This window comes from Ruegeria sp. BHSB064, assembly GCF_059613205.1.
Map to the genome: position 1 here is coordinate 16,252 of NZ_JBXWSB010000049.1, position 15,102 is coordinate 31,353.

17 protein-coding genes are annotated in these 15,102 nt (G+C 56.5%); 3 read left to right on the top strand and 14 right to left on the bottom strand.

Features of this window, described 5'->3' with window-relative positions; translation table 11 throughout:
• Nucleotides 1-37 precede the first annotated feature (37 nt).
• The gene (locus tag AC2FNU_RS13075) at nt 38-946 is read right to left on the bottom strand and encodes a c-type cytochrome (RefSeq protein ID WP_496788901.1); all 909 of its coding nucleotides are present in this window, start codon (nt 944-946) and stop codon (nt 38-40) included.
• A gap of 13 nt (nt 947-959) precedes the next feature.
• On the bottom strand, nt 960-1,427 hold the full coding sequence (locus AC2FNU_RS13080; protein ID WP_496788906.1) for a c-type cytochrome: 468 nt from the start codon (nt 1,425-1,427) through the stop codon (nt 960-962).
• Between the two features lie 86 nt (nt 1,428-1,513).
• Between AC2FNU_RS13080 and AC2FNU_RS13085 the strand changes: the two genes are divergently transcribed.
• A complete protein-coding gene (locus AC2FNU_RS13085; RefSeq protein ID WP_496788910.1) occupies nt 1,514-2,359 on the top strand; it encodes a LysR family transcriptional regulator in 846 nt (281 codons plus the stop codon).
• A gap of 147 nt (nt 2,360-2,506) precedes the next feature.
• Nucleotides 2,507-4,003 (top strand): arylsulfatase, encoded by a 1,497-nt coding sequence (locus tag AC2FNU_RS13090; protein WP_496788915.1) that lies wholly within the window; start codon nt 2,507-2,509, stop codon nt 4,001-4,003.
• Between the two features lie 292 nt (nt 4,004-4,295).
• Here the strand turns inward: AC2FNU_RS13090 and AC2FNU_RS13095 are convergent, their stop codons facing one another.
• From AC2FNU_RS13095 to AC2FNU_RS13140, 10 genes are all read right to left on the bottom strand, one after another.
• Complete coding sequence (locus tag AC2FNU_RS13095; RefSeq protein ID WP_496788920.1) at nt 4,296-4,703, bottom strand: methylglyoxal synthase; 408 nt, start codon at nt 4,701-4,703, stop codon at nt 4,296-4,298.
• Nucleotides 4,681-5,208: a 2,4'-dihydroxyacetophenone dioxygenase family protein gene (locus AC2FNU_RS13100; RefSeq protein WP_496788924.1), complete on the bottom strand. Its 528-nt coding sequence runs from the start codon at nt 5,206-5,208 to the stop codon at nt 4,681-4,683. The genes AC2FNU_RS13095 and AC2FNU_RS13100 overlap by 23 nt, the downstream gene beginning before the upstream one ends.
• Nucleotides 5,209-5,222: 14 nt before the next feature.
• Entirely contained in the window at nt 5,223-5,927 is a 705-nt protein-coding gene (locus tag AC2FNU_RS13105) for an SDR family NAD(P)-dependent oxidoreductase (protein ID WP_496788926.1), read from the bottom strand.
• Between the two features lie 3 nt (nt 5,928-5,930).
• Entirely contained in the window at nt 5,931-6,848 is a 918-nt protein-coding gene (locus tag AC2FNU_RS13110; protein WP_496788928.1) for a sugar kinase, read from the bottom strand.
• 60 nt (nt 6,849-6,908) lie between these two features.
• Nucleotides 6,909-8,099: an L-dopachrome tautomerase-related protein gene (locus tag AC2FNU_RS13115; protein ID WP_496788934.1), complete on the bottom strand. Its 1,191-nt coding sequence runs from the start codon at nt 8,097-8,099 to the stop codon at nt 6,909-6,911.
• 65 nt (nt 8,100-8,164) lie between these two features.
• A complete protein-coding gene (locus AC2FNU_RS13120; protein WP_496788937.1) occupies nt 8,165-8,815 on the bottom strand; it encodes an RraA family protein in 651 nt (216 codons plus the stop codon).
• A 43-nt stretch (nt 8,816-8,858) separates the two neighbouring features.
• Nucleotides 8,859-9,827 (bottom strand): C-terminal binding protein, encoded by a 969-nt coding sequence (locus AC2FNU_RS13125; RefSeq protein ID WP_496788939.1) that lies wholly within the window; start codon nt 9,825-9,827, stop codon nt 8,859-8,861.
• 21 nt (nt 9,828-9,848) lie between these two features.
• Complete coding sequence (locus AC2FNU_RS13130; protein WP_425085517.1) at nt 9,849-10,859, bottom strand: DctP family TRAP transporter solute-binding subunit; 1,011 nt, start codon at nt 10,857-10,859, stop codon at nt 9,849-9,851.
• 19 nt (nt 10,860-10,878) lie between these two features.
• On the bottom strand, nt 10,879-12,165 hold the full coding sequence (locus tag AC2FNU_RS13135) for a TRAP transporter large permease (RefSeq protein WP_496788942.1): 1,287 nt from the start codon (nt 12,163-12,165) through the stop codon (nt 10,879-10,881).
• Nucleotides 12,166-12,168: 3 nt separating this feature from the next.
• Nucleotides 12,169-12,645 carry a TRAP transporter small permease gene (locus tag AC2FNU_RS13140; protein ID WP_496788946.1) on the bottom strand — a complete coding sequence of 159 codons (477 nt, stop codon included), beginning with the start codon at nt 12,643-12,645 and terminating at the stop codon, nt 12,169-12,171.
• Nucleotides 12,646-12,799: 154 nt separating this feature from the next.
• Between AC2FNU_RS13140 and AC2FNU_RS13145 the strand changes: the two genes are divergently transcribed.
• Entirely contained in the window at nt 12,800-13,480 is a 681-nt protein-coding gene (locus tag AC2FNU_RS13145; protein WP_496788948.1) for a GntR family transcriptional regulator, read from the top strand.
• A 223-nt stretch (nt 13,481-13,703) separates the two neighbouring features.
• Here AC2FNU_RS13145 and AC2FNU_RS13150 read toward each other — a convergent pair whose 3' ends face one another.
• Together AC2FNU_RS13150 and AC2FNU_RS13155 are read right to left on the bottom strand one after the other, a co-directional pair.
• On the bottom strand, nt 13,704-14,444 hold the full coding sequence (locus AC2FNU_RS13150) for an SDR family oxidoreductase (RefSeq protein WP_496788952.1): 741 nt from the start codon (nt 14,442-14,444) through the stop codon (nt 13,704-13,706).
• A gap of 30 nt (nt 14,445-14,474) precedes the next feature.
• On the bottom strand, nt 14,475-15,102 hold a 628-nt coding region (locus tag AC2FNU_RS13155), incomplete at its 5' end, for a quinone oxidoreductase family protein (RefSeq protein ID WP_496788956.1).

The window sequence follows — 15,102 nt, forward strand, 5'->3', positions numbered from 1 at the left end:
AAGTAACTGGTCCCGGCTGCATGGCGCCAAACGACTGTTACTCGGATGAAAGACCGGTCGACGAACTAGGAACAGCTTTGAGATAAGCGGCAATCGCCAAACGGTCCTCATCCGTAAGGCGTGATGTGTTCTCGATGACCTCGACCATCTCACCACCGGCGCTGTCATAATCCGGCGTGAAACCAGATTTGAGGTACTCGGCGATGTCAGCCTCGGACCAATCAAGTTGATCTGGGGTTAGTCCGGGGATACGTCCTTTTCCGCTGGGGTTTGGCGCACCTGTGAGCCAGAGGTCGCGTTTCAAACCACCCAGACCATTTCGTGGGGTGTGGCATTCAGCGCAATGACCCAGGGCTTCTACCAAATACCTGCCATGTCTTTGTTGGTCGGTCAGATCACCATCGACCACCCAGCCTGGTGTCATGAACAACAGTTTCCATCCTCCCAATCCACGCCGAATATTGAAGGGAAAGCCAACCTCATGCACCTCGCTTTTGGTCGCGACTGCAGGCAGGGTACCGAGGAATGCATGAAGCGAGACAACATCCTCTGGGGTCATGTTGGTGTAGGTCGTATATGGAAACGCCGGAAAATAATGTTGCCCTCGGGGTCCGGTTCCGTGGATCAGAGCATTGGCCAAGTCCAATGCGGACCAGGAACCGATACCGGCTGCTGGATCACTGGAGATATTGGGCGCTATGAATGTGCCGAATTCCGTTTCAAACCGGCGACCACCGGCGAGCATAAGCTTGTCCTCACCAACCGCATCCGGCGCTGAATGACAGGATGCGCATCCTGCCGCGTGGAACACGATTTCACCTCTGGCGAGATCTGGGTGCAAACCGTCGAGTTGGGACTGATCCATTCTTTGGGGTCGGGTCAGCACCAAACCGGCCAACCCAACCAACATTGCAACAAAAGCGGTGAAAACGAAAAACCGCTTCACGGCTTTCTACCAATTAGTCCTTCGGTGCTCTGTACGCTTTGTGACATGCCGAACAGCTTCCACCCAGATCGCCCATGGCCGCTTTCAGGGCCTCAACATCTTGACCAGCCACAGCCTGCATTGCAACAGCGGCGTCAGCCATGGCTTGCCCTTTGGCGCCAACGTCAGGGAAGTTTTCCCAGATTGCCGGCAGCGCTCGGGAGGACGGATCGGACACGTTGTCAGATCCCTGGGGCCACATCGCGGATTGGTCGATCTGCGTTAGCACGACAAGGTTGTTTGCGGCCCGTGTTGCCGCCTCGGCATCATAGTCCACCTCGCCTTTGGCCATGCCGCCAAGTGTACCAAGATTGAAGGCGTAGAGCTGCATGATTGAGGTTCGAGCTTTGACAGCCGGGTTTTCACTTTCGTGGGCGATGGCAGTGCCAATTGCAGCCACTGATAAAATACCGGCCGCAATGATCGAAATTTTCTGCATCATGGTTTGTCTCCCTGTTCAATACTCCGAATGTTATCTTGAACGAATTTACTTGTAATTGTTTGTTATTGGTCGTCAGCTGTTAATTTATGAACAGCGAAAACTGGGACGATATTCGGTACGCGTTAGCTGTAAGCAAATGCGGTTCGTTAAACGCGGCGGCGGCGGCCCTCGGCGTTACGCACGCCACAGTCTTGCGCAGGGTGGCCGCATTCGAAGAGCGCAATGGCTGCCGGATTTTTCAAAAAAGCCCGTCAGGATATTCCGCTCTCCCCGAAGCCAGTGCGATCCTTTCGGCTATGGAAAGCGTCGAAGATGCAGTGCTGTCGGTGCATCGGGCAGTAGTCGGCGCAAATCGGTCTCCTGCGGGTCATGTGCGCATAACGTCCACCGATAGTCTTTGTCAGATTGTTCTCCCTAGAATACTCAACGAAATCTCACTTCTCTACCCCGGCCTGAAACTGACTTTGCTAAGCGGAAACAGCCACCATGATTTATCGCGGTTGAGTGCAGACATTGCCGTGCGGCCATCGATAAAGCTCGGAGATGGGCTAGTCGGAGAGCGTGCAGGAACGCTGTCCTTCGGCGTCTTTGACGATGGTCTTCCAAATCGCAAGTGGATGAGGCTTGACGGAGCGTTAAGCCGTTCTCTTCCAGCTAAATGGCTGGCGGAGAATGTGGACCCTGATGAAATGACCAACGGAGCAGACAGTTTTCTGGTGCTACAGCAGATGGCTGCTGCGGGAGCAGGTAAAACTTTTCTGCCGTCATTTTTTGGCGACGCGGATACCCGCCTAAAAAGATCGCTGGACGAATGTCCTAAGATTGAGGTTCCGCTGTGGGTCGCAACGTTAGAGGAAATCGCGCAAACCCCAAGGTTTGCCGTTGTTCAGAAGGCATTGGTTGAACGCATATCAGAAGCGCTAGCTAAGTGATCTCATGCAACGGAGATTTTCGCGTTCTTACATTTTTGATATTCGATATTTGCAAATTACAGTCGGAAATGTCTGCATTGGGCTGCTGCAGACAATTATGATTGCTGCGGAGAAAGGCAAAGCTGAGCCGATGCAAGACGTTCATTCTTGACCGCCGGCACCCTTTTTCGTCAGTCTCGAACGAAAGATATTTTTGGGAGCCTCGTCATGACGCAGTTTTCGCGAACATTGATACTGTTGCTATCTCTTCTAATTGGCACTGTGGCTTCAGCTCAGGACAAGCCTAATATTGTCTTCATATTTCTCGATAATTTTGGATGGGGTGAGCCAGGGTTCAACGGCGGTGGGATAATTCGTGGCACGGCCACCCCGGAAATGGACGCCCTGGCCGCTGAGGGTTTAAGGCTTACAAACTTCAACGTGGAAAGCCAGTGCACGCCCTCCCGCGCGGCGACTATGACCGGTCGGTACGGCATACGGAGCGGCAACCATACAGTCCCACTAGGAGGTGGCGTCTACGGTCTGACCCAGTGGGAAATCACAATGGCAGAGATGCTCAAGGAAGCAGGGTACAACACGGCCATGTACGGCAAGTGGCACCTTGGCTGGACCGAGGGGCGCTATCCAATCAATCAAGGTTTCGATGAGTTCTACGGTGTTGAGACCACTGATGTCACAGTCTGGCGCACGCTCCCGGGCTTTGCCGAGGCCAACATGGAAGAGCCGGTTGTGATGCAGGGTGTTGCGGGCGAACCGGCGACAATAGCGCGCGACTATGACCTGGATTATCGCGGCGAGATAGACGGCGACCTGACAAAGAAAGCCATCGATTTCATCGAAGCCAAGAGTGGGGAAGATGCACCATTCTTCATCTATCTTGCATATACACAGACCCACTATCCAAACATCGTGTCCGAAGAATTTGATGGCGCCACGGGAAACGGCGTCTGGGCCGACATTCTGCTTCAAACAGATAGCTATGTCGGACGTATTGTTGATGCGATTGAGGCGGCTGGCGTTTCCGACGACACCGTCGTGATATTTACTGCTGACAACGGCCCCGAAGCTCTTCCGGTTGGGAACGCCAACGTCTCGCCAGTGCCTGCGGTACATGGTACGGCCGGGCCTTGGCGCGGTACTCTGTTCACCAGCCTCGAAGGAAGCATGCGTGTACCCTTTGCAATCAAGTGGCCGGGAATGATCCCTGCCGGTTCTGAAAGCAACGATGTTGTTCACTCTATGGATCTCTATCCGACACTTGCGGCTTTCGCAGGGGGCAAGGTGCCTGATGACAGGGCCTTTGATGGTGTCGACCAGTCAAAGTTCTTTCTTGGTGACCAACCAAACTCAAACCGAGAAGGCGTGATCGTCTACATGGGCGAGCAGATATTCGGCGTAAAATGGAAGGATTGGAAAGTTCTTTTCAAAGAGAATACGACTGCTTTTGGTGCAACGGAGTCTTTCGACACACCAAGGGTCTACAACCTTTTGAATGATCCACACGAGCGTGAAAGCGTACTTTTCCCGCACACATGGGCCGCCGAAAAGGCGCTGCCGCAGTTGCAGGAGCACATTGCAACGTTCACGGAGTTTCCACCGATCCCCCCGGGAACGCCGGATCCCTACGAACCACCCAATGACTGAGTTTCCGCAATGTCCCGCAATAGGTGAGTTCGACTTATTACAGATTTCGCTATCGCAGCAAATGGCCGCTAAGCGGGTGCGACTGCGGCACACGAAGGATTAGTGGAACGGCGGCCTTGGGCCGTTTACTACTTTGGGACGCCAGAGCGTGAAACAGTCCTTCGCTGCAGCCGAAACACCCACGCATGGACGAAGCAGTAGACCTTAGGAACATACTTTTTTGAAACTGGCAGAGATCTTCTCACATATGCATCGAATTCAACAAAGCTGTCGAAAGACCGCCGGTCACCCGTTACCGAATTCTCTGCTGAAAAATCCCGTTCAAAACGAAATCCGCCGTGCTTGGACTGCTTGCAAAAGGTAGGTCGTAAACAATCGCAAGGCGGTTCAGCGCTTTAACATCCACATCATGTGGCATAGGCGACAGTGGATCTATGAAGAAGAATAGGCCATCGAGCTTACCCTCACATATCATCGCACCAAGTTGCTGATCGCCCCCCAACGGACCGCTTTTGAGGGCGGTCAGTTGAAGCTCGGGCAGGGCTGCGTTTATGCGCCCGCCGGTGGTACCTGTGGCAAAGAGGCGGGCTTGACGCAGAGTTTCGGAATGCCTTGTGGCCCATTCCACCATCTGGTCTTTTTTGGCGTCATGCGCAACCAATGCCAATTGCCGCCGACTATCTGATGAACTGTTCGACATAATCCGCACCCAGACCTACTTCCTCATAGTGCTTACGGCACATGTTGATCTTGGTAAAGACGTCCTCATAGCCCATGGTTTTGCCCCACGGATCGACATAGAGCATCACGCCGTTCACCTGAAAGTAGGTGATCATTTCGTCCACGTCATCGGGCACAACCAGCGTATGAGTTTCACCTGGCGGCTCAAACACATAGCCGCCTTCTTGTGCGACCCAGTCATGTTCCAGATAGTGCCAGCGTCCCTTCAGAACAAACCCGTGCACGGGTTGAGGGTGCCGATGCCGGGACAGGACACCTGATTTCCGGACGCGCAGAAGGTTCATCCAATAGCCCTGCGACCTGTTCAGGCACAAAGGCCGGAACGATACGTTCTCGGTTTGGGGAACCCAGATACGCTCATCACGCGCAACTGCTTCGGGAATAACGATCTCTTCCTGCGCTTCTTTGGGAAACGGCAGTTGATACGGCATTCTCGGATCGTCGTCGTGTTCTTGTACTGGCATTTGCTGCTCCTTTGTCACATCGCGGAATACCCGCCATCAACCGGGTATACGGCTCCGGTTACAAACGTTGCCTCCTCCGACAGCAACCATGCGGCCAGCGCACCAACCTCGGCGGGTTTGCCCCAGCGTTCCAGCGGAGTACGACCAAGGATCGGCTGGTTACGCGTCGGATCGGCGCGCAGGGCATCGGTCATTTCGGTTTCTATCCATCCAGGGGCCACCGCATTGACGCGCACGCCATCCGCAGCCCATTTCCCGGCCAAAGCCTTGGTCAACTGGGCGACCCCGCCTTTGCTGGCAGAATAGGCCGGGACAAGTGGCCCGCCAAAATAGCTGAGCATCGAAGCAGTGTTCACGATAGCACCGCCTGACGTGGCCAACAGGGGTTGCGCGGCCAGACAGCAACGCATGGTGCCGGTCAGGTTTATGTCGATCACTGTCTCAAAAACATCGATCTCATATTCCGCGCCGCGCGCCAGAATACCTGCGCAATTGACCAACCCGTCGAGTTGCTCAATCTCTCCGAAAAACGCGGTAACGGCCGAAGTATCCCGCACATCCAATTGTGCGCAGGTACCGTCAGAGTGCTGCGCAGCATAGGCCGAAACCTCGTCAGCCACGACGCCGGTTGTGGTGATGCGCCAACCCTTGCGGCGCAGCTCCCCTGCGATGCCAGCGCCAATGCCGCGTGTGCCGCCAATGACAACGGCGTGTTTCATGGGTCAGTCTCCTTCCGCTAGAAACGCCTCGACCGCGTCTTTGCGGGGCATTGGGGCAACTGCACCGTACCCTTGGGTCGAAAGGGCAGCGGCGGCGTTGGCATAACGTGCGGCCTGAAACGGGTCATCACCCGCAACGATACGAGACAGGAAGGCACCGTCAAATGTGTCGCCTGCGGCCGTGGCATCCACCGCCTCGACCCGACGGCCTTTGACACGCTCGCGCTTTTCAGGTGTCGCAACCAGAGTCCCATCGGCACCCAGCGTCAGGGCGACAATTTTTGCACCGAGGTTCAGGTAGAAATCTGCGATGGCATCGGGATCGGACAGGCCAGTCAGTTGCTTGGCATCATCCAGGCCAGGCAGGGCAATATCGCATTGTGACATTGCGGCGTGCGTAACAGCGCGCGCGCGCTCAATGGGCCAGAGCTTCAGGCGCAGATTGGTGTCGTAGGACACGAGGCCCCCGGCATCCTTAACGATCTGGATGGCGCGGAACACAGCATCAGCCGCAACATCCGAAATCGCCTGACTGATCCCCGAAACGTGCAGAATCTTGGCCGATTGCAACGCCGCCACTGGCAGATCATCCGGCTTCATCCTGCTACTGGCCGAGCCTGCGCGGAAATAGCTGAATTCATGCCCGTTTACACCATGCGTCACGAAATAGACTCCGGTATGAGCGCCCGCAACCTGGCGAACGGTCGACGTATCCACCCTTTCGGCCTGCCACAAGTCCATGAACGAATTGCCGAAAGTATCCGCCCCGATATGCGTCACGTACCCAACGGATGCACCCTGACGCGCAGCGGCGATGGCACAGTTCGACGTGTCGCCGCCATGTCCGGGCAGGTAGTTCCCATCGGGCTGCTGATTGAACTCCAGCATCGGTTCGCCAAGGCACAGAATATCGGGGGTCATTGGTGTCTCATTTCCAAAAAAGGGTCAGCCCGTTGGGGCTGACCAAGTTGTATGGGAGGATTATTCGGTCGTATAGCTTTGGCCGACACCCGGGATCTTCCAGATACGGAAGTTCGGGATTTCAGGTTCTTCAAAATTCATGTCGCCATCGACCCAGATGTGCAGGTGGTTTGAGACCACATACATCTCACCATCAGGACCCCAGGCCAGCGTGTCCGGCCAGTTCATTTCCGGGTGGTGGACGAAACGGCTGACCTCGCGCGTGGATTCATCGAACTTCATGATCCCGTCTAGTGACAGCGCGGTCATGTATATGTTGCCTGCGTTGTCTGCCGTCATCCCATCGGTGTTCGAAGGCAGCACTGCGGCGACCTCAACGGCGTTTTCGATGACCGTTTCATTGGTCTCGAAATCACGCAGGATTTCAGTCGGCAAGCTGTACAGGTGATTGCCGGTCAGGTTGGTCCAGAAGAGCGTTTCCTTGTCGCCCGACAATGCAATACCATCGGCACCTGTGCGCATCCCGCCCGCTTTCAACACGGGCCGGTTGTCGATGTTGAAGAAGAAGTTCGGCTCATCATTGGTGAAACGGTGCTGATCCAGAATGCGGCGCACCGAGTTGGTGTTGCTGTCGTAAACGATCAGACCGCCATGCAGCGGGTCGCAGAAGATGCCGCTGTCGGCGATATAGGCAAAGCCGGTGTCGTTATCGACGGCCAGATCGTTCAGGAACGAACACTGCCGATCCGCCTCTTCCGCAGTGAAGATATAGCGCTGGATTTCCTTGTTCTCTTTCAGATCCCACAGCACCAGCTTAGCATCGCCGTCTTCGAACGGAGGGCCAGCCACGTGGCCCTGATCCAGGATCCACATCACATCGTTGCGGTCGATCTCAAAACCCAGAACGGCTTTCAGGCCATCAGGGTTCGACATGCTGTTCATGTCCTCGGACGGAAACGCCTCCAACTCCCACGTGTCGCCATTCTTGACCAGCTTGGAAACGGTCGACGGAATCTCGGCCCCACCCCAGCGCGCGGTTGAGACATAGATTTTGCCCTGGCTGTCGACCTTGGCGCCCTGAACCAGCGCCTTGCCGAAAATCTCGCTGCCTTCCCATGCGGATTTTGTGGCTTCATCCTTGACGGCGTAGGGCAGACTGTTCCATTCCGCTATGACCTCGGGCTCGTTCGCAAGCGCCGGGGTGGCCAGAACGGCGGTAAGGGCCACCGTGTTGAGCATTCGTTTCAGCATGTATTCCTCCCTTGCTGAGTTTTGGTGTTCCGCAGGCCGTTGCCGCGGCCTGCGGAACGTTTGGTTTAGATGCGACCGTATTTCGCTAGACCTTCGCGCAGTGAGCCACTTTCGATGATCAGGCGGGCCTGTTCGGCTTCGCGTTCGTCAATCTCACGGGCCAATTCCAGAACTGCTTCGGCATGGTCGCGTGGGATAGCTACCGCGCCATCGACGTCAGCCACGATGATGTCACCGGGGTGTACAATGACCTCGCCCATGGCAACCTCGACATTCGAAGCCAGTGTCCGGATGCGACCCAGCGTGGTGCCAGGGCTTACACAACGGGAATAAACCGGAAAGTCATAGTCACGTTTGATTTCGACCAGATCGCGGACACCACCGTCCAGAACCGCGCCTTCGTGCTTGTTGGCGACAGCGCCCGCAGTCATAAGACCACCCCACAGGGCAACGTCAGTGGTGCCGTTGGTCGAGATCACAATGACCGAACCGGCCTCGGATTCATCAATGGCGTCCAGCGCGTGCTGGGGTGGCAGAAACTCTTCGGTCGGACCTTCCAGAATGGTCACAGCAGGGCCAACGATTTTCTTTTCGTTGATGCGTGGCTTGATCGAGGCAGGCAGAAAGCCGGTTTTCCCTGCGATCTTGTCTACCGCGTCTGCGACGGATGCGGTGGCCACTTCGCGAAACCCGGCAACGAGTTCTTGAGTGTTCATGAGTATTATCCTCTTGGGTCAGATAGTTAGAAAGCGGTGCGTCTCACCATGGGTTTTTCCAGCTTTTGGGCTGATGCCCGTTGAGAACGCGGGTGATTTCTTCGGCTGCATTGCGCTGCAGAACTGCAACCGAGCGTTCCGAGTACCAAGCGGCATGATCGGAGACGATTGTGTTGGCGCTGTGCAGCAGTGGGTTGTCAGGGGCGACCGGCTCCTGTTCGAACACGTCGATGCCTGCGCCAAATATGCGCCCTTGGTTCAGAGCGTCGGCCAGCGCCGCCTCATCGATCAAGCCCCCGCGCGATACATTGATCACGATCGAACTCGGCTTCATCAGCGCAATGTGTTCGGCATCCAGGATATGCCGCGTTTCAGGGGTGAGCGGTGCGTGCAGGCTGATCACGTCGGCTGCCTTGCAAAGCTCGGTCAAACCGACCTTTTGCACAGCGGCAGCGGCGGCAGTCTCGTCGGTCAAATACGGGTCAAAGACCAGAACGGCAGTAAACCCGAGCGCCCGGAATTTCCGTACCGTTTGCAGGCCAATTTTACCGCAGCCAATCAGGCCAAGGGAGGCGTTTTCGCGGCTGGGGATCAACGCCGCCTGCCCGACTCCCCATTGACCCTGCCGCACTTCGGCATCTCGGGAAGGGATGCGCCGCTGCACGGCCAGATACAACGCCAGCGCATGTTCGCTGACTTCTGTTTCCGCACCATAGTCTGGCACATTCGCAACGTAGATTCCGCGCGACTGCGCGTAATCCAAGTCGATATTGTCGACGCCCACCCCATAGCGGACGACGACTTTCAGGTTCGGGCAGGCATCTATCAGTGCCTCATCCACAATGCGTTCCCGCACAAGGATTGCGACCGGATCCAGTGCCTGCAGGGCAGGGACCGCCTCAGTTTCCGGCCTGACCGCCGCGATCCTTACGTCCTGCTCGGCCAGCACCGAGGCCTCGGTGTCATAATTGGCATAGCCGGGTTCAAGGATAGCGATGGTTTGGCGGCTCATGTGGCGGTCCCTCGGCATGGGTTACTGAGCCTTGTAGGCTTCAACAGCGGCGTCGAGACGATCGGGCCACTCCTCGCCAATCTCACCCACAATGTATTCCCGCACGGCAGGCTGCGCGGCTTCGCGGAACAGGGCCTTCTGCTCGGGGCTGACGGGAACCACTTCCATGCCTTTTTCCGACAGGATCGCAGTTGCGTTCGCGTCCTGCGCAGCCGTCATCCCGCGATGGATCGTTTTCGAGATCTCAACGCATTGCTCGACGGCTTTCTTCTCATCATCCGTCAGGCTTTCGAAGAACATGTCCGACATCAGATAGGCGTGCCAGCTGAACACGTGGCCATCTAGAGAAACGTATTTCTGGTGCTGATAGAGCGAGGCGTTGACGATGTTGGTCACGCCGTTTTCCTGTCCGTCCACAACGCCTTGCTGAAGCGCACCGGGCAGTTCCGGCCATGGAACGGGCGTTGCCGATGCGCCCAGGCTTTCGACCAGAGTCACCCAGACAGGTGCTGTCATTACGCGCATTTTCAAGCCTTCCATATCGGCAGGCTCGGCCACGGGCTTGACGTTGTTGGTGAAGTTGCGCACCCCGTTGTCAGCCACGCCAAAGCTACGGATGCCGGTTTTCGCCCGCATGTCTTCGGCCAGCGCGTCACCGAATTCACCGTCCATCACCGCCCAGGCCATCGCCTGGTCGTCGAACAGATAAGGCATCGCCAGAACCGAAAACGGTTTGTAGACAGCCGAGATCGGGCCGTCATGGATCGCAGCCATCTGAACGGTGCCCAGCTGCAGCCCTTCCATGATCTCGGACCCGCCACCCAGCTGCGATGCCGGGAAGATCTGAACGTCAATTGAACCCGAGGTTTTGCCCTCGACGCAGGCTTCGAAGGCCAGAGCGGCGGCGTGTTTGGGCGAGCTCAGGTCAGCGGCTTGGAAATGTGCGTATTTCAGCTCCTTCGCCGAGGCCGCACTGGCGGCAGTCATTGCAACAACGGCTGTTGCCGTCATCAGTTTCGACATGGTTTTCATGAGGTTCCTCCCTTTCATGTCAGTTCGCAAATCCAAAGAAATTGGGGATGAAGGTGCTGACGCCTGGCACAAGGATGACCAGAAGCAGCACCACGAGTTCAGCCAGCAGCAGCGGCAGAACCGCTTTTGACAGGCGTTCGATTTTCAATTGTCCGACCGTGGCGATCACAAACAGCACCGGACCAACCGGAGGGGTGATCATTCCTATTGTCAGGTTCAGCACCAGCATCATCCCGAATTGCAGCGGGTCGATCCCGGCGGAATACGCAATGGGGCTGAGGATCGGCGTCAGGATGATCAGCGCGGGCAGCGTGTCTATGAAGAAGCCGCAGATCAGCGCGAAAGCGGCCAGAATGAACAGTATGCCCAGACGGTTGTCGGTGATCTGGGTGATCAGTTTCGCCAGTTCCTGCGGGATTTGCAGGTAGGTAAGCAGCCAGGCAAAGATCGACGCCATCGCCACGATCAGAAAGACCGAGGATGTCACCACAGCGGCCCGCACAAAGGCAGCATAAAGCGTGCGAACTGTGAAGGCGCGCAGGATGAAACCAAGGAACAACGCATAGGCTGAGGCCACCGCGCCCGCCTCGGTCGGGGTGAAAACCCCGAACAGGATGCCACCCAGAATGATCGCGGGCATTATCAGGGCTGGAATGGCCGACAGGGTTGCACTGCGCAACTCGGCCATCGTCGCACGATGTTCACGCCCGCGATAGCCGTAACGGGTGGACACGATATGGTTGGCGATGGCAAGCGCAATACCCAGCAGAACGCCTGGCACGATCCCGGCCAGAAACAGCCCCGCGACCGTCACGCCATTGGTCGAGATCGCAAAAATCACGGCTAGAATTGAAGGTGGGATGATCGGACCGATGGTGGCCGTCGCAGCGGACAGGGCACCTGCGTAGTTCTTCTCATACCCAGCTTCACGCATCATACGCATGACGATGGCGGAAGGCCCTGCGGCATCCGCCAGGGCAGAACCGCTGATCCCCGCAAACAGCATTGACACAAGGATGTTCACATGGCCCAGCCCACCACGCACATGCCCGACCAGAGCGTTCGCAAAGCGCAACAAAGCATTTGTGAGTCCGCAGGCCGTCATCAGCTCTGACGCCAGAATGAAGAACGGCACCGCCATCAAGGGAAAACTGTCGATCCCCGCAAACATACGCTGTGTTGCGACGAGCGGGTTCAATGAGCCGTCGATGAAGATCGCAGACAGACCGGCTATGCCCATGGTGAAGGCGACTGGCACACCCAGAAAGAGGGCGGCAAAGAACAGGATGATCAGGGTTTTTGCCACGGCTCAGACCTCCGCCTCATCGCCCTCGGGGCTGGGGCCGTGTTCAAAATCCTGATTGACGAAGCGTTTGGCGAAGAAGGCCAGTTGGATCAGGAACAGCGCGCAGCCTATCGGGATCGCCAGATACGGAATGCCGCGCGAGATGCCGGTGGACATAGTTTCCTTATTCCAACCGAATTCGACGAACTGGATGCCCAGCCACAGCATCGTTGCCATGAACCCAAACATGACAATGACGATGCCCCAGCGCAAAAGGCGGGCCAACGCATCCGGCAGCAAGTCCGGAATTGTGGTGATTGCAACCAAGCGACCTTCACGCAACGCAAGGCCCGCACCGCAAAACGCACCAAGGATCATCAAGTGACGGGCAACTTCTTCGACCCAGGCTAGCGACGTACCAAAACCGTAGCGCCCTAGAACATTAGCAAAGACGATTGCGAAGACAGCTGCCAGAGCCAAAGCCACCAGCGCTCGATTCAACTCAACTATCCATGTCTCCAACCTTTGCAAAGACGCCCCTCCCAATGCCGTCTCTTCGTAAGAATCAAAACTGGCATACAGTATGCCAATGTGTCAACACTAACACATTGTATGCCAGATACATCGCTGCTACTGTTGAACTGAGGAGAGCGACATGAGCCTATTCAACAGACCGAAATCATTGACGGAATTGGTGACAGAGAACCTAAGAGAACGGATCATAAAAGGTGAGTTCGAATTGGGTGAACAGTTGTCTGAAGCAAGAATCGCCAAGAATTTAGAAGTCAGCCGCACCCCTGTACGCGAGGCGATCAACCGGCTTGAAATGGAAGGTCTGTTGGTCGTTGAGCCGCAAAGGGGGTCTTTCGTGTTCAATCTGGAACCGGAAGAATTGGCCAAGCTCTGCGATGCCCGTGTTTGCCTTGAGACAACCGCCCTGACCTTGGCCATGCAAGCGAACCCGCAGGCGCTTCATGCTGCGCTTGACGATTGCGTCGATCGGATGAAAGCGGCACGGGAAGCTGCGGACGATGCAGAGTACCTGTATCAGGATACTCTGTTCCACCAATGCCTGTTTGATTGCGCGGACAATCGATTTCTGAATGACGCGTACCAGACGATTGCACTGAAAATGGCGGCGTTGCGCAGCCGGTTGGGGCACCACCCGGATCACATGGCTAAGTCCTATCGGGAACACATTGAGTTGCTTCAATGCGTCGAGAACGGCGATGTTTCAAAAGCGCTGGTCGTGCTGAAACTCCACATAGACAGGAAAGAAGGGTCCTATTGGAGTGACGCAACCAATGTGGAAAGCCTGACCCAGCAGGTGAATTGAGCGATTCCGTGTCCTGCCTAAACCCAAACACTTTGTTTGAAAGCCAGATAACTGCAAAAATTGGCCAAAGTCAGTGCGGGAAACAGCGCCCGCACTTGTTTTGAGCCCAACTCGGACACCGCCTCCAAACGATTTGCCAACTTTCGTCAAAGCCAGACTAAGCACCTGTTACAAGGGCTGTTTTGGGCACTTAGTGTTCTTAACGTTGGAATTGGACCAGACGTCAATCACGCACAAGGTGGCCGCCGTCCACATCCAGCACAGCGCCGGTCAAGAATTCGTTTGTCATCGCCAAGATCACGGCTTGCGCGATGTCCTTGGCCTCTCCAACTCGGCCTACGGGCAGGGTGTCACCAACCTGCGCATACATGCCTTCACGTGCCTCTTCCGACATTGCGGCGTAGGCTTCGGTTGCGACCATGCCGGGGCTGATGCAATTCACCCGCGCCCGACCGGCCAGTTCCAACGCCAGCCCTTTCGTCAGTGCCTCGACCGCGGCGTTTACCGCGCCAAGGCCTGTGGCCCCGGCGGATGGGCGACGGCTGAGCACACCGGAAAAGAACGTGATGGAGCCGCCTTTAACCAATACAGGCAACACTTCGCGCGCAGTCAAATAGGGGCCGACAAACTTGGCCTCAAACATGGCACGCAGATTGTCTGTGGGCAGATCGGTGAACGCACCATGCGCGGCACTTGAGGCTGAGATCACCAAGTGATCCACCGGGCCCAAGGCCCCGACCCATGATTTCACGCCGGCCTCATCTGTTGTATCGACCGATGCGATCTGCACCCCGCCGCCGATTTCCTCTGCCGCCGCATTCAACTTGGCTGCGCTTCGGCTGGCGATGGTGATCTTTGCCCCAAGGGCGGTGGCCATCTTTGCCGTTGCCTTCCCCATGCCACTGCTACCGCCGACGATGACAATGTTCTTGCCGTTCAGAGCGGTTCCAAAAACTGTGTTCATTGCTATGGCTCCTCTTTCTTTTTGGGTTGGTCAATCGATGCTGAGAACCAGCTTTCCAGTGGTTTCACCGGCCTCCAGGCGACGGTGCGCCTCGGCGGCTTGAGCGATGGGCAGGGCGGTCACCTGCGGCCGCAAGACTCCCCTCTCAAGCAGATCAAACACTGTGGCCATATCCGCGCCAAACGGATCGGGTTGGTTGACGAAGTATGTGTATATGTCGCTGACACGGACCGAGACGGATTTCTGGAAGTGCTTCGCCAAGTCTTCGGCAAAACTGCCCGCTGGCGGACCGGCAAGGAACCCGAACAGAACTGCAGTGCCCAGAGGCGCCAGCGCATCGAGATCTGATTTCAAGGATTCTCCGGAAATCGGGTTCAGCGTCAGATCTACGCCGCGCCCACCGGTGATTTCCATCACCCGAGCGGTGACATCTTCGGTGCGATAGTCGATGACGTGTTCAGCGCCTTGATCCTTCGCATACCCAACTTTGTCTGTGCTGGTCGAGGCGATCACAGTCATGCCGTGATGCCTGGCGATATGCAGGGCCATTGTACCGACGCCCCCGGCTGCTGCGTGAACCAGTACGGATTTGCCCGCCGCTGCGCCGCCCAGATTGACCAGCATGTGGTAGGCGGTCATCCCGTTGACGGGGATTGCG

What these genes read in the sequence shown, in the direction of transcription:
- AC2FNU_RS13110 (WP_496788928.1), bottom strand. Translation starts at nt 6,848, where the DNA reads ATGACCCCCGATATTCTGTGCCTTGGCGAACCGATGCTGGAGTTCAAT.
- AC2FNU_RS13100 (WP_496788924.1), bottom strand. Translation starts at nt 5,208, where the DNA reads ATGCCAGTACAAGAACACGACGACGATCCGAGAATGCCGTATCAACTG.
- AC2FNU_RS13095 (WP_496788920.1), bottom strand. Translation starts at nt 4,703, where the DNA reads ATGTCGAACAGTTCATCAGATAGTCGGCGGCAATTGGCATTGGTTGCG.
- AC2FNU_RS13120 (WP_496788937.1), bottom strand. Translation starts at nt 8,815, where the DNA reads ATGAACACTCAAGAACTCGTTGCCGGGTTTCGCGAAGTGGCCACCGCA.
- AC2FNU_RS13130 (WP_425085517.1), bottom strand. Translation starts at nt 10,859, where the DNA reads ATGAAAACCATGTCGAAACTGATGACGGCAACAGCCGTTGTTGCAATG.
- AC2FNU_RS13115 (WP_496788934.1), bottom strand. Translation starts at nt 8,099, where the DNA reads ATGCTGAAACGAATGCTCAACACGGTGGCCCTTACCGCCGTTCTGGCC.
- AC2FNU_RS13085 (WP_496788910.1), top strand. Translation starts at nt 1,514, where the DNA reads ATGAACAGCGAAAACTGGGACGATATTCGGTACGCGTTAGCTGTAAGC.
- AC2FNU_RS13145 (WP_496788948.1), top strand. Translation starts at nt 12,800, where the DNA reads ATGAGCCTATTCAACAGACCGAAATCATTGACGGAATTGGTGACAGAG.
- AC2FNU_RS13125 (WP_496788939.1), bottom strand. Translation starts at nt 9,827, where the DNA reads ATGAGCCGCCAAACCATCGCTATCCTTGAACCCGGCTATGCCAATTAT.
- AC2FNU_RS13150 (WP_496788952.1), bottom strand. Translation starts at nt 14,444, where the DNA reads ATGAACACAGTTTTTGGAACCGCTCTGAACGGCAAGAACATTGTCATC.
- AC2FNU_RS13105 (WP_496788926.1), bottom strand. Translation starts at nt 5,927, where the DNA reads ATGAAACACGCCGTTGTCATTGGCGGCACACGCGGCATTGGCGCTGGC.
- AC2FNU_RS13080 (WP_496788906.1), bottom strand. Translation starts at nt 1,427, where the DNA reads ATGATGCAGAAAATTTCGATCATTGCGGCCGGTATTTTATCAGTGGCT.